Genomic DNA, 20,571 nt, shown 5'->3' on the forward strand with positions numbered 1-20,571 from the left:
GGTGTGGGGAGGACGGGTCCTCCCCCTAGTCGAGGGCGCGGCGGCGGAAGCCGATGAGGCTGGTCACCCCGAAGAGGGCGAGGAAGCCGGTCAGCGCCAGCGCGCACAGCCACGGCGGCAGGTGCGGCACCTCCGGGGCCATCTCCGCCCGCAGCGCCTCGCTGACGTAGGTCAGCGGGTTGAGCGCGCAGACGACCTGGAACCAGCGCAGCGTGTCCAGCGACTGCCACGGGAACTGGGTGGACCCGGTGAACAGCAACGGGGTCAGGACGACGGCGAAGACGATGTTGATCCGGTTGGGCTTCACGAACGTCCCGAGCGTCATGCCCATCACCGCGCCGACCAGCGAGCCGAGCACGAGGAACGCGGCCAGCACCGGCAGGTCACCCCACTCGACCGGCAGTGTGCCGAGCACCCACCAGCTGATCGGGAACATCACCGCCGCGGCGATCAGCGCCCGCAGCAGCGCGAACACCACCTTCTCGACGGCGACCAGCGCGGTGGGCAGCGGCGCGAGCAGCCGGTCCTCGATCTCCTTGGTGAAGGAGAAGTCGATGACCAGCGGGAAGGCGGTGTTCTGCAGCGCGGTGAGGAACGCGGTCAGCGCGATGACGCCGGGCAGCAGCACGTCGGCGTACTGGTCGGTGGCGAAGCCGAGCTCGACGAGCACCTTGCCGAAGACGAACAGCAGGAACACCGGCTGCAGCACGACCTGCAGCAGGAACGGCACCAGCTCGCGGCCGGTGACGAACACGTCGCGCCACAGCAGCGCCCGGAACGCCCGGCCGACGTCCGGCCGGCCCGCTGCGGCTGCCCCGGCCTGGACCACCAGGCCCGGCGCGACCGTGTCCGTGCTCATCGCAGCTCCCGTCCGGTGAGGTTGAGGAAGACGTCCTCCAGGCTCGGCTCGCCGATGCGCACGCCGGTCAGCCGCGCGCCCCGCGCGCCGAGGGCCTCCGACACCGGCCCGACCAGCGCCGCGGCGTCGCCGGAGAGGTACAGGCGGGCGCGCAGCCCGGAGCTGTCGGCGACCTGCTCGACCCGCTCGGCCAGAGGTGCGAGCGCGTCCAGCACGGCCTCGTCGGTGTCCTCGGGGGCGCGCTCGAGGTCGATGTCGAGCGTGGCGCTGCCGGGCAGCGAGCGGGTGAGCGCGGCGGGGGTGTCCAGGGCCAGCAGCCGGCCGTGGTCCATGATCCCGACCCGGTCCGCCAGCGCGGCCGCCTCGTCCATGTCGTGGGTGGTGAGGACGACGGTGACGCCGCCGGCCCGGAGCTCGCGGATGCGGTCCCACACGAACAGCCGGGCCTGCGGGTCCAGCCCGGTGCTCGGCTCGTCGAGGAAGACCACCTGCGGGGCGTGCATCAGCGCGCGGGCGATGAGCAGCCGCTGCGCCATCCCGCCGGAGTAGTCGTCGACCTTGTCCCCGCCGCGCCCGCCCAGGCCCAGCTGCTCGAGCAGCGCGTCGGCCCGCCGGTTGCGCTCGGCCCGGCCGACGCCGTGGTAGGCGGCGTGGAAGACCAGGTTCTGCCGGGCGGTCAGCGCCCGGTCGAGGTTGGGCCGCTGCGGCACCACCGACAGCCGGCTGCGCGCGGTCACCGGGTCGGCGGCGACGTCGACCCCGGCGACGCTGGCGGCGCCCGAGGTGGGCAGCACCCGGGTGGTGAGGACGCCGATCGTCGTCGTCTTGCCCGCGCCGTTGGGGCCGAGCAGGCCGAAGACCTCCCCGCGCTCCACCGTGAAGGAGATCCCGTCGACGGCGTTGACCGGCCGGCCGGGGTAGCGCTTGACGAGGTCGGTCACCCGCACGGCCGCATCCATCGGTGGCCATGCTCCCACCGGGAGGGGCCGGGGCCGAGCGCGTTACGCCGACAGCGCAGCAGCCGTCTTCAGCGTGGGGATGACGCCCTCGGTGCCGGGGTACGACCGGTTGCTGAATTCCCGCATCTCGGGGCCCCAACGGCGCATCGCCGCGCGGTGCGGGTCGGTGCGGACGAACGCGACGACGGCGGCCTGGTCATCCCACCAGGACACGGTGGTGAAGTGCCGGGCCAGCGGCTGTGCCCGCAGGTACAGCGAGCGCGCGCCAGGGGCGGCCATGGTCTGGTTCCGGATGGCCAGCGAGTCGCGGAAGAACGCCGGGACGTCGCGGAGCCGGCGCAGGTGCAGGTGGGTGACCATGACGACGCCCGCGCCGTCGCCGATGTGTTCGGCGGTCCAGGGCAGATCGGGGATGACGGCCACGGCGACCTCCTCAGCTCCACGTGTGGAGCGAGGTTGGGCCTCCTCGCCACGGACGGGAAGTGGCTTTGTGCCCCCGGCCCCTGCAGGGTCCCGCCGCGAGCTCGCGAGTGGGCGGGAGGCAGGGGGGTCCTCTCTCAGCCGGCGAGGGTCCGCACCGTCTCGACCGCGGCCACGACGGCGAAGACGAGGAACAGCACCGCGGCCACCCGGCGGATCAGCGCCACCGGCAGCCGGTCGGCCAGCTTCCTGCCGAGGAACACGGCCAGCGCCGAGACGGTGAGCAGCGCGGCCCACGCCCCGGCGAACACCGAGATCGGGTCGTCCAGGCGCGCGGCCAGCCCGGCGGTGGCCAGCTGCGACAGGTCACCCCACTCCGCGGCGAACAGCACGCCGAAGGAGATGGCGGCGACGCGGAAGAACGACCGGCCCTCCTTGCCCTCGGCCACGTCGGCGGCGTCCTCCGGCCCCTCCTGCGCGCTGCGCCAGAGCAGGACCGCACCGACCAGGAACAGCACCGCGACCACGCCGCTGACCAGCGCCTCGGGCAGCAGGGACAGCAGGCTGCCCGCGGTGACCGCGATCGCGACCTGCAGCCCGAACGCCGTCCCGACGCCCACGAACACCGGCAGCGGCGGGAAGCGGGTGGCCAGGACCAGGCTGGCGAACAGCGTCTTGTCCGGCAGCTCGACCGGCAGGACGAGCACGAAGGCGGTCAGCACGACCGTCAGGGACACGGGGTTCTCACTTCCGTCAGGGCGCTGCCGGACGGATGCGGGCAGCCTCCGACCGGCAGCTGCCGGCGATGGCGACTGCGGTCGAAGGTCTCGCCCACCCACGGCCGAGCGTGGGCCCGCTGACCGGGCACCCGGAGGCGCCAGCGTGTCGACCAGCGGACGGGGGGCTACTCCCCTTCTCGGCCGGAGAGCCTAGCCGAGCGCGGCCGGAAAACCGGCTGCGGGCGGGGGTGACCCCCGCTACGGTCCGGCCCGTGCCCTTCCGTTGACGCCCGGCCGGAACTCCCCTGCCGCCCGCCGCCCGGCCGCTCGCCCGCCTGGCGGTGTGCTGGACCGCGCTGTCGGAGCTGGTGCCGCTCTACCCGCTCTACGCGCTGCTGTTCCTCGACACCGGGCTCTCCGCCGCGGAGATCTCGCTGCTGTTCGCCGCCTGGTCGGTCACCGCGGTGCTCACCGAGGTGCCGGCGGGCGCGCTGGCCGACCGGTGGTCCCGCCGCGGCGCGCTCGTCGCGGGCGGCGCCCTGGAGGCGGCCGCCTTCGTCGTCTGGACCGTCGCGCCGCAGACCACCGGCTTCCTCGCCGGCTTCGTCGTCTGGGGCGTGGCCGGCGCGCTGGTCTCCGGCACCGTCGAGGCGCTGGTCCACGACGGCCTGGCCGAGGTGGGCGCCGAGGGGTCCTTCGCCCGGGTCAACGGCTGGATGACGTCGGCCGAGCTGCTGGTGCAGATCCCGACCGCGGCCGTGGCCGCCGGTCTGTACGCCCTCGGCGGCTACGCGCTGGTGGGCTGGGCCAGCGCCGCGGTGTGCCTCGCTTGGGCGGCGCTGGCCCTGCGGTTCCCCGAGACGCCGCGGGAGTCCGACGGCGAGTCCCTGCTCGGCACCCTGCGCAGCGGCGTGGCCGAGGCCGTCCGCGTTCCCGGGCTGCGGCTCACCGTGCTCGCGGTCGCGCTGGTCGGTGGGCTCGACGCGGTGGAGGAGTACTTCCCGGTGCTCGCCGGCGACCGCGGGGTGCCGACGGTCGCCGTCCCGGTCGCCGTCCTGGGCATCACGCTGGCCGGGGCGCTCGGCGCCGCGCTGGGCGGCCGGGCCGACCGGCTGCCCGACCGCGCGCTGTCCGGGCTGCTGCTCCTCTCGGGCCTGCTGCTCGGGGCGGTGGCCGTCGTCCCCGGCCCGGCGGCGCTGGTGCTCGTGGCGGTCGCCTACGCCCTCTACCTGGCGGTGCTGGTGGTGGCCGAGGCGCGGCTGCAGGAGCGCATCGACAGCACCCGCCGGGCGACGGTCACCTCGGTCGCGGGCCTCGGCACCGAGCTGGCCGCCCTGCTGGTGTTCGCCGCCTGGGCGCTGGGTGGCGTCGTCGCGGTGGCGGTGCTCGTGGTCGCCGTCGTCCCCGTGGTGGCAGCGGGCCTGCGCCGGACGCCGGTCAGCTGACGCGGACCGGCGCGCGGGGGAGGTCCACCGACAGCCGGGGCAGGAGCGCGTGCACCAGCGGGCCGATGGCCAGCGCGTACAGCACGGTGGCGACGCCCAGCGTGCCGCCGAGGAGCCAGCCGAGGCCGACGACCAGGACCTCGATCGAGGTGCGCACCAGCCGGACCGAGCGCCCGGTGCGGCGCACCAGCCCGGTCATCAGCCCGTCGCGCGGCCCCGGGCCCAGGTGGACCCCGATGTAGGCGGCGGTCGCGACGGCGTTGAGCAGGATGCCGGCGGGGACGAGCGCGACGCGGACGGCGAGGGACGACGGCTCGGGCAGCACGGCGAGGACGGCGTCCAGCACCAGGCCGATGACGACCACGTTGCTGACCGTGCCGAGCCCCGGCCGTTCGCGCAGCGGGGCCCACGCCAGCAGCACCAGCGCGCCGACGACGATGGTGACCACCCCGAGGGACCAGCCGAGCTGCCGCGCCAGGCCCTGGTGCAGCACGTCCCACGGCATGACCCCGAGGCCCGAGCGGACGAGCAGGGCCATCGAGAGCCCGTAGAGCGCCAGGCCCGCGTAGAGCTGGACGAGGCGTCGGGCCGGCCGGGCGGTCAGCAGCGGGGGCATGCCCCGATCCTCCGTCGTCGAGCAGCTCGCCGCCTGCGCGCTGCTCGACGACCTGGACGGGTCGCTGCCGGCCTGGCGCGGGCAGCTGCGCGAGCACCGGTCGGTGCTGACGGCCGAGCTGCGGCGGCGGGTGCCCGAGCCGGCAGGCGGCCCGGTGCTGTGGTGCGGGTTGCCGCAGCCGGTGGTCCGACCCGGGCTCAGCCGGTGCCCCGGGCCGCGCGTGCCCGTCGCAGGTAGGCCGACGGCGTCGTGCCGGTGACGGCCCGGAAGTCACGGCTGAAGTGCGACTGGTCGAACCAGCCCAGGGACGCCGCGAGGCCCGCCAGGTCGCCGACCGCGCCGGCGTCGATCGTCGCCGCGGCGTCCTGCAGGCGGTACCGGGCGAGCACCGCCTTGGGGCTCAGCCCGACGTAGCCGGCGAACAGGTCCCGGTACGCCGCGGGCGGGTCCGGGGCCAGGAGGGCGAGGGCCGCGTCGAGCACCGCCGCGCGGGCGCCGTCGTCCTCGACGGCGAGCACCGCGTCGCGCAACCGGGCGGCGTCGAGGCCGAGCGCGGAGCCCAGCGGCGTCGCCGTGGCCCGGCCGGGCAGCCGGCCGCCGAAGGCGACCCAGCCACCCGGGCGGAACTTGGCCGCGGTCACCCGGCCGGTCCCGACGAGGTCGATGGTGAAGCGACGCGGGGTGACGCCGTGCACGAGGACGGCGGGCAGCGCGTGCCCGAACCGCGGCTCGGAGCCGGACTCCACCGACAGGTTCACGCTGGGGTGGCTGAGCACCTCGGAGCGGTGCGGCGGTCGGCCGGTCCGGTCCCACCGCACCGACCAGTACCGCTCGACGAACGGGGCCAGCACCGGGGACACCGGGGCGTCGCGGCGCAGACCGGCCTCGCGGGCGGTCTCGGCCGGCCGCAGCAGGCCGCTCGCCGGACCTGTCGCGTTCCTCCAAGACGGCACGGCCGGAGCCTAGGCAGGCTCGGGGACATGGCGATCACGAACGGCCGTCCCGACGGCTGCACCACGCTGACCCCGTTCCTCGTCTGCTCGCCCGCGGCCGAGGCGATCCGCTTCTACGCCGACGTCTTCGGCGCCACCGTCGTCCAGCGGATGGACGGCCCCGACGGCACGGTCGTGCACGCGGAGCTCGACCTCGGCCTCGGCCGGTTGCAGCTCGGCGACCCCAACGACGCCTACGGGCTGGTGGCCCCGAGCGGGCAGGAGTCGGACCGGGTGAGCAGCTCCACCTGCGTCTACGTCGCCGACGTCGACGCGGTGTTCGCCCGCGCCGTCGAGCGCGGCGCCACGGTGCGCGAGGAGCCGGCCACCTTCGTCACCGGCGACCGCTTCGCCTCCGTCTACGACCCGTTCGGCCACCGCTGGGCGATCATGACGAAGGTCGAGGACGTCAGCCCCGAGGAGCAGGAGCGGCGTCTCGCCGAGTGGGCGGCGTCCGGCGCGCAGTGATCGGCCGCCCCCGCCGCCGTGGCTCCCCCGCGCGATGACCAGGTGAGCTGATCCCGGTGGGTCCGGGCTCATCACTGGTCGTGAGCCCGGACCCGCGACGGTGAGCTCAGCTGATCGTCGCCGACCGTGGCGGCGTGGTCAGCGCCTGTGCGTCCTCCGGGCGACCCGGGCGGCGAAGACGCCGGCGGCGTGGCCGTTGTCGATGTTGCTCACCACCACGCCGGGCGCGGCCGAGTTCAGCATGGTCAGCAGCGCGCTGAACCCGCCGAAGGAGCCCGGCTGCCCGGTCGAGGTGGGAACGGCGACGACCGGCACGTCGGTGAGCACGCCGACCAGGCCGGCCAGCGAGGCGTCGAGCCCCGCGACGACGACCAGGCAGTCGACGTCCTCCGACAGCGCCCCGCCCGGCAGCCCGGCGCGGAACCGGCTGCCCCCGACGTCGTCCACCCGGACCACCGCGGTCCCCGTGACGCGGGCGGCGAAGGTGGCCTCGGCGGCCACCGCGAGGTCGCCGCCGGCCCCGCACAGCACGCCGATCCGACCGGCGGGCTCGGGCAGCGGCCCGACCGCCGCGGACATCGACGCCGCGTCGACCGTCGTGTAGGCGTCGTGCTCGCTGGCCAGCGCGACCAGCGTCTCGGCGGGAGCCCGCACGACGACGGCGGGCCGGTCCGGGAACTGCCGGCGCGCCTCGCGGACCAGGGCGAGCACCTGCTCGGTGCTGCGGCCGGTGCCCCAGATGACGTCGGGCTCGGCCGGCGTCCCGCGGGCCGGCGCGGCCGGTGGGGCAGCAGGCTCGGCGGGCGGTGCGGCGGCCGGCGGAACCGGCGCCAGGGCCGGCTCGGCGGAGCTGCCCAGGCCCAGCGGCGGATCGGCGGGCTCGACGAGGAGCGAGGCGAAGCCGCTGGTCACAGCGGTGGGGTCGGCCAGCAGGGAAGGCTGCACGGCAGGGACCCTAGGGGCCGCCGCGGACTCCTCCGGGGAGCCGGCGGCGGCCGTGTCGTCCCGGGAGGACCCGTCCGTCACAGCAGTCGCAGCCGGCCCGTACAGCGCGTCCGGCGGGCTCCCGGCGACCCGCGTCTGGGTCACCGCCGACAGCCGGACGACCCGGTTCCGGCCGGTGCGCTTGGCGTCGTAGAGGACGCCGTCGGCGGCGGCGAACAGCGTGCGCCGGTCGTCGCCGCGGGTGGCCGAGGCGATGCCGACGCTGATCGTCACCGGCACGGGGAGCCCCCGTGCGGCCCAGTCGGTCCCCGCCACCGCGCGGCGGCAGCGTTCGAGCGCGTGTTCGGCCTGCTCGGCGGTGGTGTCGGGCAGCAGGACGACGAACTCGTCGCCGGCCCACCGGCAGACCTCGTCGGTGTCGCGGCACCCGGCCACCAGGATCTCGGCGACCCGGCGCAGGACGTCGTCGCCGCCCGCGTGGCCGACGGCGTCGTTGACCTCCTTGAACCGGTCGACGTCCACGACGGCCAGCGCCGCCGTCGTCCCGCCGCCCAGCAGCCCGTCGAGGGTCGCCTCGGCGTAGCGCCGGTTGGGCAGGTGGGTGAGCGGGTCCTCGTAGGCCTGCCGGCGCAGCTGCCCGGCGGCCCGCTCGGTCTCCAGCAGGCTCTTGCGCCGACCGAACAGCTCCACCCAGCGGGTGCGCCGCTCGTCGACCCGGTCCAGCTCGTCGGCCAGGTAGGCCTGCAGGTACGGCAGCGCCCGGCCGGCGTCGTCCAGCTCGGCGTGCAGGGTGCACAGCTCGCGCAACGCGGCCCGGCGCAGCCGCGGCAGGCCGTGCTCGGTGGCCGTGGCGAGCGCCAGGGCCAACTGCTCGTCGGCGCCACGGCCGTTCCCCTGCCGGCGCAGCGCGCGGCCCAGGGCGAGCAGCGCCGCGGCGTGCAGCGCCCGGTCACCGGCGGTGGTGGCGTGGACGGCGGCCCGCAGCGGTCCGACGGCCGCGGCGTGCTCGCCGAGGCCCACGAGCGCCCAGCCGTGCACCACCTGCGCGGCCAGGACCGCTTCGGCCGACTCCGGCGGGAGCAGGGTCAGTGCCTGCTCGGCCAGCGTGCGGGCCTCGGCGAAGTGCGGCCCGGCCGCGTCCGGCACGCCGTCGTCGAGCAGCGCCTCCCCGAGCTCGGCGCACAGCTCGCCCAGGGAGCTGGCGGCGCGGGCCACCAGGACGTCGGGATCGCCGTCCTCCGGTCGCAGCGCCCCGGGGACCGCGGCGGCGGTCACCGCGGTCTCGTGCGCCCGCCGCTGGTAGTCCAGGGCCAGCGGCATCAGCTCGAGGTCGGCGAGCACGCCTGCGAGGTCGGTCAGGGTCCGCACCAGCAGCGCGGAGGGCGGCATCGCGGGGTCGAGCAGGCTGGCCGCCTCCACGGCCTCGTCCATGGCGGCGTCGGTGCGGCGGGACAGCAGCTCGATGCGGGCGTGCCGGGCCAGGCCGGCGGCGCGCTGCAGCTCGTCCGCGGTGGCGTCGAAGGCGGCCTTCGCCGAGCGCACCAGCGCGATGGCCAGCGCCGCGGAGGAGGCGCGCGGGTCGCCGTCCTCGCTCGCGGGAGCGCCGTCGATCAGCTCGGCCACGCCGGCGTGCAGGTCCAGCGCGGGCGCCGCACCGGGGCCGGACGCGGGCTCCACCGGGTCGCCGACGAGGGTGAAGCCGGCCTGCCGCAAGCGGCGGACCAGCAGCTCGGCGCGCAGCGTGTCGGCCCAGGCCCGGCCCAGGTCGGCGGGACGGTCGGCGCCGCCGTCGCGCGGTGCGGGCGCCACGTAGGGGGAGTCGGTGCCGACGTCGGCCAGCAGCTCCTCGGCGTCGTCGAGCTGCCAGTTGGACAGGGCGACGGTCACCCGGTGGTGCAGGGCTCCGGGAGGCACGAGCGCACTGTGCCCGCCGTCGTCAACGGAGTCGAGCACCGGGAGGGGGGCTCGCCGGGCGCCCGGTGCACTCCCGTCACAGCCGTCCCTCCCGGTCCGTGCCGTCACGGTGCGTCGTCCCCGCCGCGGCCGCCGTGGGCGCGCACCCGGTTGCGTCCGCCGCGCTTGGCGGTGAACAGGTGCAGGTCGGCGGTGTCGAACAGCGACCGCCAGCCCAGCGGCTCGTCCTCGACCGCCGCCGGGGCGGTGGCCACGCCGATGCTCACCGTCACCGGCTCGGGCAGCTGCAGGTCACCCCAGTGGGCGCCGGCGACGGCGGCGCGCAGCCGGTCGACGGCGGCCAGCGCCTGGGCCTCGGTCGCCGTCGGGAGGACGACGAGGAACTCGTCGCCGGCCCACCGGTACACCTCGTCACCGGAGCGGCTGTGCTCCCGCAGCAGCTCGGCCACCCGGCGCAGCACCTCGTCGCCGTGCGAGTGGGACGTGTCGTCGTTGACCGCCTTGAACCGGTCGATGTCGACGACGGCCAACGACACCGGTTCGGCGCCCACGCGCATGCCGCCCAGCCGGCGCTCGGCGCTGCGCCGGTTGCCCAGCCCGGTGAGCGGGTCCTCCAGCGCGACCCGGCGCAGGTGAGCGGTCTGCCGCTCGGCCTCCCGCAGCCGGCTGCGCCGCACGAACATCTCCGCCCACAGCTCCCGGCCACGGGCGTGCGCGCGGCCGGTGTCGGCGCGGTAGGCCTCCAGCCAGTGCAGCGCCTCGGCCGGGCGGCCCATCGCCGCGGTGCCCTGACCCAGCTCCAGCAGGCACTGGCGGTAGCGGCGGCGGTCACCGGTGGCGGCGAAGGCGCCGGCGGCGTCGACCAGCAGGTCGGTGGCCTCGGCGTCGTGCCCGCCGCCGGACCGGGTGCGGGCCAGCCGGGACAGCAGCCGGGCGAGCACCAGGTCGGCGTAGCCGCGCAGCCAGGTCCCGCCGTCCCGGTGCACCCGCTTGTGCGCGCGGCGCATCGGGCCGAGTGCGTCCTCGACCTCGCCGCAGCCGGCCATCGCCCACGCCTGGACGACGTCGAGCAGGTCCTGGTCGGCGGGCTCGGCCTCCCAGTCCAGGGCGCGGGCGGCCTCCGCGAGGTCCACCGCCGCCCCGGCCAGCTCCCGGGTGGGCTCGACCTGGCCTCGGCGGTGCAGGGTCTGCGCCAGCTCGGCGTGCTGCTGGGCGCACAGCTGCAGCAGTCGCCAGCGGTCGGCGACGCCCGGCAGCTGGTCGGCCACCCGGGAGCCCTGCAGCGCCTGGGCGACGGCGAGCTCCTCCAGGTCGAGGGCGCCCAGCGCGAGCGACAGCCACAGGTGGGCCTGGTGCAGGGCGCGCGAGGGGCCGTCGGCCGCTGCCGTCTCGGCCAGCAGGCCGGCGTCGATGGCCAGCACCATCGCCGCGTCGACGTGGTCGGCGGCCACCTCGACGGCGGCCAGGTAGGCCAGCGTCAGTGCGGTCTGCGCGCCCGGCAGGCACCGGCCCAGGGCGTCGCGGGCGGCGGACACCCCGGCCGCCGCGGCCTCGCGGTCGCCGTCGACCAGGGCGCGGCGGGCGGCCAGGGCGTGCCGCCAGGCGACCCAGCGCGGCTCGGTCGCGGCGTCCAGGGCCTCGATCGCGCGATCGTGCTCGGCGGCGAAGGCAGCAGGGTCGTCCCGGTCGCTGACGGACAGCAGACGCCAGAGCGCATCGTCGAGGTCACCCTCGGTGAGGCGCGCGGGGCCGGGGGTCACGCATCCCTCCAACCACGGTGTCCGGCCGCTGCACGGCTCCGGGTCCTGCGACAGCGTGGCAGCTCCCCCGGGTGGGGCACCCGCCCGTCCCCGACCGCACTACCCTCGTCGGGTGCCTGGGACGCCTCCGACGCGGTACGCCTATCTCGGACCCGAGGGTACCTTCGCCGAAGCGGCCCTGATCAGCGCCGTCGCCCCGGCCGAGGGCTCCCGGATCCCCTCCCCGGGGGTGCCGGCGGCGCTGGCCGCCGTCCGTTCGGGGGACGCCGACGCCGCGCTCGTGCCGCTGGAGAACTCCGTCGAGGGCTCCGTGCCGGCCACCATGGACGGCCTGGCCGAGGGCGACCCGCTGCTGATCACCCGCGAGGTGTTCCTGGCGCCCTCCTTCGTCCTCGCCGCCCGCCCGGGGACGACGCTGTCCGACGTGCGCTCGGTGGCCAGCCACCCGCACGCGCTGGCGCAGACCGCCGGCCGGCTGGCCCGGCTGCTGCCCGGCGTCGTCCCGCTGCCGGCCACCTCCACCGCCGAGGCCGCGCGGCAGGTGGCGGCCGGTGAGCACGACGCCGCGGTGTGCGCGCCCATCGCCGCCGAGCGGTACGGGCTCACCGCGCTGGCCGACGACGTCGCCGACCGCTCCGGTGCGGTGACCCGGTTCGTGCTCGTCGCGCCCCCCGGCCCGCTGCCCGCGCCGACGGGCAACGACAAGACCTCGCTGGTCGCCGTCGTCGGGGACCGCACGGGGGCGCTGCTGGACCTGCTCCGCGAGTTCGCCGTCCGCGAGATCAGCCTGACCCGCATCGAGTCGCGGCCGACGCGCGAGCGGCTGGGCGTCTACTCCTTCTCCCTCGACTGCGAGGGACACGCCGCCGACGCCCGCGTGGGGGAGGCGCTCGCCGCGCTGCACCGGGTCTGCGACGAGCTGCGCTTCCTCGGCTCCTACCCGCGCGCCGACGGCCGGGAGAACAGGCCGGTGACGCCGGTGTCGACCGACGCGGCGTTCGGCGAGGCCGCCGGCTGGCTGGAGCGGGTGCGCGCCGGCCACGTCTGAGGCCGTCGAGTGAGCAGTTGGGGTCGCCCGGCCCGGCGCGTCCCGCCGTGTCGTCGACCGCAACTGCTCACTCGGCCGGTTCGGCTTCACACCCTCTCGAGCTCGCGGTCCGGCTCCTCGGGCGTGCGCCGGCGGGCCAGCCGGCTGGGCCACCAGGTGCGGTCGCCGAGCAGCAGGACCGCCGACGGCACGACCAGCGTCCGGACGACGAAGGTGTCGAGCAGGACGCCGAAGCCGACCAGGAACCCGAGCTGGATGAGGAGGACCAGCGGCAGCACGGTGAGCGCGCCGAACGTGGCGGCCAGGACCAGCCCCGCGCTGGTGATGACCCCGCCGGTGACGGCGAGTGCCCGGATCGTGCCCTCCCTCGTCCCGTGCCGTCGCGACTCCTCGCGGGCCCGGGTCATGAGGAAGATGTTGTAGTCGATCCCCAGGGCGACGAGGAACACGAAACCGATCAGCAGCACCTGCGGGTCGCTGCCCGGGAACTGGAAGAGGTGGTCGAAGGCCAGCGCGCCGACGCCGACGGTCGCGGCGGTGCTCAGCGCCACCGTGGCCACCAGGAGCAGCGGTGCGACGATCGCCCGCAGGAGCAGGGCCAGCACCACGGTGATGACCAGCAGCACGAGCGGGACGATCACCGCCAGGTCGCGTGCCGCGGTCCCCTGGGTGTCCAGGTCACTGGCGGTGGAGCCGCCGACCAGTGCCGCGGGGTCGACGTCACGCACCGCCGTCCGCAGGTCCGCGACCGTGGCCTGGGCTGCCTCGCTGTCCGGCGCATCGGCCAGGGTGGCGTCGAGCCGGACCAGTCCGTCCACCTCGACCGGTCCGCCCCCGGCCGCCCCGGGCGGGCCGGCCTGTACGCCGGTGTAGGGCGCGACCCCGACGACGCCGTCGACCCCGGCCGCCGCGTCCGCGACGTCCTCCCACCCGTCGGCGGGCGCGATGACGGTGGCCGGGCTCGCGCCGCCCGCGTCGAAGTGCCGGGCCAGGGCCTCCTGCCCGGCGCCCGACTCCGACCCGCCACGGACGGCCTCGGACAGCGGTATCCCGTCGGCGTCGAACGTGGGCACGAACGCGGCCAGGGCGAACAGGCCGGCCAGCGCCCACACCAGGACCCGCGCGGGACGGCGGCCCACCGCCGTCGCCACGCGCCCCCAGCCCCGGCCGTGCGGCTGCTCGTCGCCGTACCGCGGGCGGAACGGCCAGAACGCGGCGCGGCCGAAGAGCACCAGCGCGGCCGGCAGGAACGTCAGCGCGGCGAGCATCGCGAACGCGATGCCGAGCGCGGAGATCGGTCCGAGGCCGCGGTTGGAGCCCAGGTCGGAGAAGAGCAGGCACAGGACGCCGAGGACCACCGTGGCACCGCTGGCCACGATCGGCTCCCACGACTGCCGCAGCGCCGCCCGCATGGCCGTCGAGCGGGACTCCTCGCGGCGCAGCTCCTCCCGGTAGCGGGCGACGAGCAGCAGGCCGTAGTCGGTGGCCGCGCCCACGACGAGGATCGATGCGATCCCCTGGCTCTGCCCGTTGACGTCGATCCAGCCCTCGCGCGCCAGCAGGTAGGCCACCGCCAGGGACACCACCAGCGCCAGGCCGGCGGTGCCGATGACCAGCAGCGGCAGCAGCGGGCTGCGGTAGACGACCAGCAGGATGAGCAGGACGACGCCGAACGCCGCGATCAGGAGCAGGCTGTCGATGCCGGAGAAGCCGTCGGCGAAGTCGGAGAACACCGCCCCGGGGCCGGTGACGTAGGCGGTCGTGCCGTCGACGCCGGGCAGGTCCCGCAGCTCGGCGACCAGCTCGCCGAGCCCGTCGCCGAGGTCGGGATCGACCGGCAGCACCGCCTGCACGGCCGCGCCGTCCTCGGACGGGACGGGCGGTGAGGGCTCGCCGACGAGCGCGCCGGCGTCCTCGGCCACCGCGACCGCCTGACCGGTGCGCTCGCCGACGGCGGCGAGCGTCGCTTCGTCCAGCGCGCCGCCGTCGCTCTCCCACAGCAGGATCACCGGCAGGCTCCGCTCGGTGCGGAAGCCGGCCTGCAGCTCGGTGACGCGCGTGGACTCCGCGCTGTCGGGCAGGAACGCCGCCGAGTCGTTCTCCTGGACCTCGGTCAGCTTGCCGCTGGTCGGCCCCAGCGTGCCGGCGAGGCCGAGCCAGAGGAGGGCCACGACGGCGGGGACGATCCAGCGGGCGACGGAGCGCATGATGTCCTTCGATGGTCGATAATCTCGATCGTCGAGAGACTACGGCGCGTGCCGGTCGCGCGGCAACGGAGGTGGTGGGTGTCCGGGGACGGCGACCGGGTGCGGCAGGAGGTCGCGCTGCTCCTGCGCCGGCTGAACGTGGAGCTCGACGCGGTCGGGCAGCGGTTCGCCACGATGCACGGGCTGGGGCGCACCGACGTCCGCGCGCTGGTCGCCATCATGGACGCCGCCCGCCGCGGCGAGGCGCTGACCGCCGGCACGCTGGGGCAGGCCGTCGAGCTCAGCTCGGCGTCGGTGACCGCGCTGGTCGACCGGCTCGAGCGGGCCGGCCACGTGCGCCGGGTCCGCGATCCGCAGGACCGGCGGCGGGTCGTGCTGGAGATGTCGGAGTCGGCGATGGCCGCCGGCGGGCAGTTCTTCGGCGGGCTGCAGCGGGACCTCCTCGCCGCGATGGAGGGCTACGCGGACGACGAGCTGACCGCCGTCCGCCGGCTCCTCGCCGAGATGACGGAGGTGATCGTGCGGCACGCCCGCGCCGACGGCTGAGCACTCCGTGCACGTACCGCGGTGCCGGCTCCCCGCGGGCGACGCTGTGTGCACGCAGCGCTCGCCGGCGGGATCTGCGAACGCCGGCGGTGACCTCCCGCCGGCCTGCTCAGAGGTAGAGGCCGGTGGACTCCTCGATCCGCTCGGCGGCGACGGCGTGCACGTCCCGCTCGCGCAGGATGACGAGCTCCTCGCCGTGCACCTCGACCTCGTGCTGGTCCTCGGGGGAGAAGAGCACCTGGTCGCCGACCTTGACCTGGCGCACGCTCGATCCGACGCCGCGCGCCTCGCCCCACACCAGCCGCTTGGCCACCTGGGCGGTCGCGGGGATGAGGATCCCGCCGGTGGACCGCCGCTCGCCGTCCTCCCGGCGCAGCGCGACCAGGACGCGGTCGTGCAGCATCTTGATCGGCAGCCCGCTGCCCTTGACGTCAGCCACGGGTGATCACGTTACGCGGCGGTGAGGTGCTGGAACGGCCCCCCTGCAGGGGCCCGCCCCGAGCTGGCGAGCTGATGGAACGGCCCTCCTGCAGGGCCCCGCCGGGAGCCTGCGAACGGTGGAGGGCAGGAGGGTCCTTCTGCTATGACCAGCCGAGCTCGTGCAGCCGGTCGTCGTCGATGCCGAAGTGGTGCGCGATCTCGTGGACGACGGTGATCGTGACCTCCTCGACGACCTCCTCGGCGGTCGAGCAGATGTCACAGATCGCCTCGCGGTAGACCATGATCCGGTCGGGCAGCGCGCCGCCGTACTCCCAGCCGCGCTCGGTCAGCGCGTACCCCTCGTAGAGGCCCAGGAGGTCGGGTTCGTCGGCGTTGCGGTCCTCGACGAGGACGACGACGTTGTCCATCAGCGCCAGGAGCTCCGGCGGGACCTGGTCCAGGGCGTCGGCGACCAGGCCCTCGAAGACCGGCTGTGGCAATGGCTTCATCCCACCCGCCCGGCCTCACCAGGAGGTCGGGAGCGGGCGGCCCTCCTCGTAGCCGGCCGCGCTCTGCACCCCCAGCACCGCGCGCGCGTGCAGCTCGTCGACGGTGCGGGCGCCGGCGTAGGTGCACGACGAGCGCACGCCCGCGACGATCCCGTCGATCAGGTCCTCGACGCCGGGCCGCGCGGGGTCCAGGTACATGCGGGAGGACGAGATGCCCTCCTCGAACAGCCCGGCCCGCGCCCGGTCGAAGCCCGACTGGGTCGCCGTCCGGGCCTTGACCGCGCGTGCCGAGGCCATTCCGAAGGACTCCTTGTACAGCCGGCCGGAGCCGTCGTCGTGGATGTCACCGGCGCTCTCGTAGGTGCCGGCGAACCAGGAGCCGACCATCACGTTCGCCGCGCCGGCGGCCAGGGCCAGGGCGATGTCGCGCGGGTGCCGCACGCCGCCGTCGGCCCAGACGTGCTTGCCCAGCGACCGGGCCGCGGCGGCGCACTCCTCGACGGCGGAGAACTGCGGCCGGCCGACGCCGGTCATCATCCGCGTGGTGCACATGGCGCCGGGGCCCACGCCCACCTTGACGACGTCCGCGCCGGCCTCGATCAGGTCATGGGTGCCCTCGGCGGTCACGACGTTCCCGGCGACGACGGGCGTCGAGCCGGCGACGGCCCGCACCGCGCGGACCGCCTCGACCGCCTTCTCCTGGTGGCCGTGCGCGGTGTCGACCACCAGCACGTCCACCCCGGCGGCGAGCAGGGCGCCGGCCTTGCCGGCGACGTCGCCGTTGATCCCGACGGCGGCCGAGGTCAGCAGGTGCCCCTCACCGTTCACCGCGGGCAGGTACAGCGCCGCCCGCAGCGCGCCCTTGCGGGTGATGACGCCGACCAGCCGGTCGCCCTCCACCACCGGCGCCGCGCTCACCCGCTCCCCGGAGAGCACGTCGAAGATCTTGGGCAGGTCGGTGCCGGCCGGGATCGTGAGCGGATCCGGCGTCATCACCTCGGACAGCTGGGCGAACCGGTCGACGCCCTGGCACTGCCCGTCGGTCACGACACCGACCGGCGAGCCGCCCTCGACCACCACGACGATCCCGTGCGCGCGCTTGGTCAGCAGGGACAGCGCCTCGGCGACGGTGGAGGTCGGGGAGAGCGTGATCGCGGTGTCGTAGACCGGGTGCCGGGTCTTGATCCAGGAGACGACCTCGGACACGACGTCGACCGGGATGTCCTGCGGCAGGACGGCGAGCCCACCGCGGCGGGCCACGGTCTCGGCCATCCGCCGTCCGGAGATGGCCGTCATGTTGGCGACGACGACGGGGATCGTCGTCCCCACCCGGTCCGGGGTGGTCAGGTCGACCTCGAGCCGGGAGCCCACGGTGCTGTGGTTGGGCACCATGAAGACGTCGGCGTAGGTGAGGTCGGTCGCCGGACGGGTGTCGCCGAGGAAACGCATGCCGCCATTGTCCCGCACGCACCGCCCGGCGAGATCGCGCGATCCCGCACGCTCCCGGGCCCGTACCCGCGCGGGATCGCGCTATCTCGCCCGGAGGAGGGGCGCCGCCCCGCCGCCCACCCGGCCCGCACCGCGGGGCCACCTACGATCGAGCGGTGATCGACCTGCGACTCGTGCGTGAGCACCCCGACCTCGTCAAGGCCAGCCAGCGAGCGCGCGGGGCCGACGAGTCCCGGGTCGACGAGCTGCTCGGCGCCGACGCCGCCCGCCGCGAGGTGGTCAAGCGCGCCGACGACCTGCGCGCGGAGCAGAAGGCCGCCTCCCAGGCGGTGCGGAAGGCGACGCCGGAGGAGCGGCCCGCCGTCCTCGAGCGGGCCCGGTCCCTGGCCGCCGAGGTCAAGGAGGCCGAGGAGGCGCTGCGGGCGGCCGACGCGGCGCTGCGCGAGGCGCACCTGCGCATCGCCAACGTGGTGCACGACGGCGTCCCACCCGGCGGTGAGGACGACGCGGTGACCCTGCGCACCGTCGGCGAGGTGCCCAGCCACGACTTCCCGGTGCGCGACCACCTGGAGATCGGCGAGGCGCTCGGCGCGATCGACATGGAGCGCGGGGCCAAGGTCTCCGGCGCCCGCTTCTACTTCCTCACCGGCCCGGGCGCGATGCTGGAGTTCGCCCTGGCGCAGCTGGCGATCGGGCAGGCGGTCGCGGCCGGGTTCACCCCCGTCGTCGCCCCGGCGCTGGTGAAGCCCGCGGCCATGGAGGGCACCGGCTTCCTCGGCGAGCACGACGAGGAGGTCTACCGGGTCGAGCGCGACGACCTCTACCTCGTCGGCACCTCCGAGGTCGCGCTGGCCGGCATGCGCGGCAACGAGGTGCTCGACCTGTCGGGCGGGCCGCTGCGCTACGCCGGCTGGTCCTCCTGCTTCCGCCGCGAGGCCGGCTCCTACGGCAAGGACACCCGCGGCATCATCCGCGTGCACTGGTTCGACAAGGTCGAGATGTTCAGCTTCTGCCGGCCCGAGGACGCCGCCGAGGAGCACCTGCGGCTGCTGGCCTGGGAGGAGCAGTTCCTGCAGGCCCTCGAGCTGCCCTACCGGGTCGTCGACATCGCCGCCGGCGACCTGGGCACCAGCGCCGCGCGCAAGTTCGACATCGAGGCCTGGTTCCCCAGCCAGGGCACCTACCGCGAGCTGACCAGCACCTCGGACTGCACGACCTTCCAGGCGCGGCGGCTGAACACCCGCTACCGCGACGCCGACGGGAGAAACCAGACGGCGGCCACGCTCAACGGCACGCTGTGCGCGATCGCCCGGACCATCGCCTGCCTGCTGGAGGTGCACCAGCGCGCCGACGGGTCGGTGCACGTGCCGCACGCGCTGCGCCCGTGGCTCGGCGGCGTCGAGGCCCTCACCCCGGGCATGACGCTCGCGGCGCCGGTGCCGGCGCCGGTCGCATGACGACTGACCGGCCGGGCGTGCTGCCCAGTACCGACACCGCCGGCGCCGGAGCGGACGACCTCGTCGAGCTCGGCGATCTCGGCACCTGGCGGCCCAAGCTGGTCGCCAGCGACCTCGACGGCACGCTGCTCACCTCCGGCGGGGAGGTCAGCCCGCGCACCCGGGCGGCGCTGACCGCGTGCTGGGACGCCGGCGTACCGGTGGTCGGCGTGACCGGTCGCGGTCCGCGACTGTTCGACAGCGTCCGCGCCGCGCTCGACGGGCGGGGCATCGCCGTCCTGGCGCAGGGCGGCTTCGTCGTCGACCTGGAGCGCGACGAGGTGCTGCGCACGGTGGGCCTGCCGCGCGAGCAGGCCACCGCGGTCATCGAGCAGATCGAGGCGGTCGCCGGCGAGCTGGTCCTCGCGGTGGAGGATGCCGCCGAGCAGGGCGAGGTGCACTCCCCGCTGCGCGTGCAGCACGGCTTCGAGTGGCCCTACCCGGAGCCCGCGCACCTGCTGCCCCGGCACCAGGTGCTGCCTCCCGGTGCGGTGCTCAAGGTCTTCCTCCGCTCCTCGACCCTCGGCCAGGACGAGCTGCTCGCCCGCGCCCGCGAGGTGGTCGACCCGGCGCGGGCCGAGGTCACCCACGCCGGTCTGGGCTTCATCGAGGTGTTGCCGCCCGGCATCACCAAGGCGACCGGCCTGGCCATCGCGCTCGAGCGCTACGGCGTCGGCTTCGGTGACGTGCTCGTCTTCGGCGACATGCCCAACGACCTGCCCATGATGGAGGCGGTGCGCGACGCCGGCGGCCGGGCGGTCGCGGTGGCCAACGCGCACCCCGCCGTCCGGGCGGCCACACCACTGGTCACCAGCGGGCACGACGTCGACGGCGTCGCACGCTACCTGGAGGCCCTGCTCGACGGGAGGCGGCCGGGTGTCTGACTGGAGACCGCGGCTCATCGCGACCGACATGGACGGCACCCTGCTGCGGGGGAACGACACCGTCAGCGACGCGACGGTGGCCGAGTTGGAGCGCTGGCGGTCCGACGGCGTGCCGGTCGTGCTCGCCACCGGCCGCCCGCCGCGCTGGATGGTCCGCATCCGCGAGGTGCTGCGGCACGGCACGGCCGTGTGCTGCAACGGCGCCGTCCTGCTGGACCTGGCCGGCTTCGAGGTGCTCGAGGAGGACGCCTTGGCGCCGGAGGTGCTGCACGAGGTCACCGCCGAGCTGCGCCGGCACCAGCCCGACACCTGGTTCGCCGTCGAGTACGGCCTGGAGTTCCGCCACGAGCCGGTCTACCAGCCGCGGTGGGACGTCGACGCGCCCGGTGTGGCGGTGGCGACGCTGGAGGAGATGGTCGCCGCTCCCGTGGCCAAGCTGCTGGCCCGCCACGAGAGGCTGCCGCGCGACGAGTTCGTGGCGCTGGTGGAGCGGGTCGTGGGCGACACCGCGACGGTCACCAACTCCTCCACCGACGCGCTCGCCGAGATCTCCGCGCGCGGCGTCACCAAGGCCACCGGCATCGCCAAGGTGGCCGCGCAGCACGGCGTCGGCCCCGAGGACGTCGTCGTCTTCGGCGACATGCCCAACGACATCGCCGCCTTCGACTGGGTGCGCGAGGGCGGCGGCCGGGCGGTGGCGATGGCGCACGCCCACCCGGACCTGCTCGCCGCGGCCACCGACGTGACCGGCACGAACGAGGACGACGGCGTCGCGGCCTTCCTCTCCTCGCTGTAGCCCGGTGGGCCACGATCAGGTCACCTGATCGTGGCGCGTCCGCCCTCGGCGTGGAACGTGCGGGGGGACACCGCCAGCTGAGGGAGGATCCGCCGGGGGAGGCTGGGACGACGGCCCAC

Annotated in this window: 20 protein-coding genes; 8 read left to right on the forward strand and 12 right to left on the reverse strand. The window is 75.7% G+C overall.

All coding sequences use genetic code 11. From position 1 onward, the window contains the following. Nucleotides 1–25: 25 nt before the first annotated feature. The 4 genes from BUB17_RS15715 to BUB17_RS15730 form a co-directional block, all read right to left on the reverse strand. On the reverse strand, nt 26–859 hold the full coding sequence (locus BUB17_RS15715) for an ABC transporter permease (RefSeq protein WP_175561385.1): 834 nt from the start codon (nt 857–859) through the stop codon (nt 26–28). Then, entirely contained in the window at nt 856–1,818 is a 963-nt protein-coding gene (locus tag BUB17_RS15720) for an ABC transporter ATP-binding protein (RefSeq protein WP_072919533.1), read from the reverse strand. Before BUB17_RS15720 ends, BUB17_RS15715 begins: the two co-directional genes overlap by 4 nt. A gap of 42 nt (nt 1,819–1,860) precedes the next feature. Continuing rightward, nucleotides 1,861–2,241 (reverse strand): antibiotic biosynthesis monooxygenase, encoded by a 381-nt coding sequence (locus BUB17_RS15725; RefSeq protein ID WP_072919535.1) that lies wholly within the window; start codon nt 2,239–2,241, stop codon nt 1,861–1,863. 134 nt (nt 2,242–2,375) lie between these two features. Beyond that, a complete protein-coding gene (locus BUB17_RS15730) occupies nt 2,376–2,975 on the reverse strand; it encodes a TMEM165/GDT1 family protein (RefSeq protein WP_072919537.1) in 600 nt (199 codons plus the stop codon). A 350-nt stretch (nt 2,976–3,325) separates the two neighbouring features. On the opposite strand from BUB17_RS15730, the gene BUB17_RS15735 reads away from it, so the two are divergent. Continuing rightward, complete coding sequence (locus BUB17_RS15735) at nt 3,326–4,402, forward strand: MFS transporter (RefSeq protein WP_244277262.1); 1,077 nt, start codon at nt 3,326–3,328, stop codon at nt 4,400–4,402. Here BUB17_RS15735 and BUB17_RS15740 read toward each other — a convergent pair. After that, on the reverse strand, nt 4,395–5,018 hold the full coding sequence (locus BUB17_RS15740; protein WP_072919541.1) for a membrane protein YczE: 624 nt from the start codon (nt 5,016–5,018) through the stop codon (nt 4,395–4,397). The two genes, BUB17_RS15735 and BUB17_RS15740, sit on opposite strands and share 8 nt — an antisense overlap. Between BUB17_RS15740 and BUB17_RS15745 the strand changes: the two genes are divergently transcribed. After that, nucleotides 5,017–5,277, forward strand: coding sequence for a hypothetical protein (locus BUB17_RS15745; RefSeq protein WP_072919543.1), 261 nt, complete (start codon nt 5,017–5,019; stop codon nt 5,275–5,277). The genes BUB17_RS15740 and BUB17_RS15745 overlap by 2 nt on opposite strands. On the opposite strand, the gene BUB17_RS15750 is transcribed toward BUB17_RS15745, so the two are convergent. Further along, nucleotides 5,216–5,971, reverse strand: coding sequence for a helix-turn-helix domain-containing protein (locus tag BUB17_RS15750; RefSeq protein ID WP_072919545.1), 756 nt, complete (start codon nt 5,969–5,971; stop codon nt 5,216–5,218). The genes BUB17_RS15745 and BUB17_RS15750 overlap by 62 nt on opposite strands. Before the next feature lie 27 nt (nt 5,972–5,998). Between BUB17_RS15750 and BUB17_RS15755 the strand changes: the two genes are divergently transcribed. Further along, nucleotides 5,999–6,478, forward strand: a complete 480-nt coding sequence (locus BUB17_RS15755; protein ID WP_072919547.1) for a VOC family protein — start codon at nt 5,999–6,001, stop codon at nt 6,476–6,478. A 138-nt stretch (nt 6,479–6,616) separates the two neighbouring features. Here the strand turns inward: BUB17_RS15755 and BUB17_RS15760 are convergent, their stop codons facing one another. Next, entirely contained in the window at nt 6,617–9,337 is a 2,721-nt protein-coding gene (locus BUB17_RS15760) for a diguanylate cyclase domain-containing protein (RefSeq protein ID WP_244277264.1), read from the reverse strand. Between the two features lie 104 nt (nt 9,338–9,441). Then, nucleotides 9,442–11,097: a GGDEF domain-containing protein gene (locus BUB17_RS15765; RefSeq protein WP_072919551.1), complete on the reverse strand. Its 1,656-nt coding sequence runs from the start codon at nt 11,095–11,097 to the stop codon at nt 9,442–9,444. A gap of 112 nt (nt 11,098–11,209) precedes the next feature. On the opposite strand from BUB17_RS15765, the gene pheA reads away from it, so the two are divergent. Next, on the forward strand, nt 11,210–12,145 hold the full coding sequence (gene pheA, locus BUB17_RS15770; protein WP_072919553.1) for a prephenate dehydratase: 936 nt from the start codon (nt 11,210–11,212) through the stop codon (nt 12,143–12,145). Between the two features lie 86 nt (nt 12,146–12,231). Here the strand turns inward: pheA and BUB17_RS15775 are convergent, their stop codons facing one another. Then, nucleotides 12,232–14,352 carry an MMPL family transporter gene (locus BUB17_RS15775; protein WP_072919555.1) on the reverse strand — a complete coding sequence of 707 codons (2,121 nt, stop codon included), beginning with the start codon at nt 14,350–14,352 and terminating at the stop codon, nt 12,232–12,234. Between the two features lie 78 nt (nt 14,353–14,430). Here BUB17_RS15775 and BUB17_RS15780 point away from each other — a divergent pair, with 78 nt between their 5' ends. Beyond that, on the forward strand, nt 14,431–14,898 hold the full coding sequence (locus tag BUB17_RS15780; protein ID WP_072919557.1) for a MarR family winged helix-turn-helix transcriptional regulator: 468 nt from the start codon (nt 14,431–14,433) through the stop codon (nt 14,896–14,898). A 109-nt stretch (nt 14,899–15,007) separates the two neighbouring features. On the opposite strand, the gene BUB17_RS15785 is transcribed toward BUB17_RS15780, so the two are convergent. The 3 genes from BUB17_RS15785 to BUB17_RS15795 all read right to left on the reverse strand — a co-directional run bounded on the left by BUB17_RS15785 (nt 15,008) and on the right by BUB17_RS15795 (nt 17,276). Next, nucleotides 15,008–15,337, reverse strand: coding sequence for a GroES family chaperonin (locus BUB17_RS15785; RefSeq protein WP_244277267.1), 330 nt, complete (start codon nt 15,335–15,337; stop codon nt 15,008–15,010). 142 nt (nt 15,338–15,479) lie between these two features. Continuing rightward, nucleotides 15,480–15,827, reverse strand: coding sequence for a metallopeptidase family protein (locus BUB17_RS15790; RefSeq protein WP_072919558.1), 348 nt, complete (start codon nt 15,825–15,827; stop codon nt 15,480–15,482). A gap of 15 nt (nt 15,828–15,842) precedes the next feature. Then, nucleotides 15,843–17,276, reverse strand: a complete 1,434-nt coding sequence (locus tag BUB17_RS15795; RefSeq protein ID WP_072919560.1) for a GuaB1 family IMP dehydrogenase-related protein — start codon at nt 17,274–17,276, stop codon at nt 15,843–15,845. Between the two features lie 155 nt (nt 17,277–17,431). On the opposite strand from BUB17_RS15795, the gene serS reads away from it, so the two are divergent. From serS to BUB17_RS15810, 3 genes are read left to right on the forward strand one after another with little or no spacing between them, the layout of a single operon-like run. Then, a complete protein-coding gene (gene serS / locus BUB17_RS15800) occupies nt 17,432–18,733 on the forward strand; it encodes a serine--tRNA ligase (protein ID WP_072919562.1) in 1,302 nt (433 codons plus the stop codon). Further along, a complete protein-coding gene (locus tag BUB17_RS15805; protein WP_083606360.1) occupies nt 18,730–19,656 on the forward strand; it encodes an HAD family hydrolase in 927 nt (308 codons plus the stop codon). The genes serS and BUB17_RS15805 overlap by 4 nt, the downstream gene beginning before the upstream one ends. Next, nucleotides 19,649–20,452 (forward strand): Cof-type HAD-IIB family hydrolase, encoded by an 804-nt coding sequence (locus tag BUB17_RS15810; RefSeq protein WP_083606361.1) that lies wholly within the window; start codon nt 19,649–19,651, stop codon nt 20,450–20,452. Before BUB17_RS15805 ends, BUB17_RS15810 begins: the two co-directional genes overlap by 8 nt. The last annotated feature ends 119 nt before the right edge of the window (nt 20,453–20,571 follow it).

The sequence above is a fragment of the Geodermatophilus obscurus genome, from assembly GCF_900143215.1.
Lineage (GTDB): Bacteria > Actinomycetota > Actinomycetes > Mycobacteriales > Geodermatophilaceae > Geodermatophilus > Geodermatophilus obscurus_A.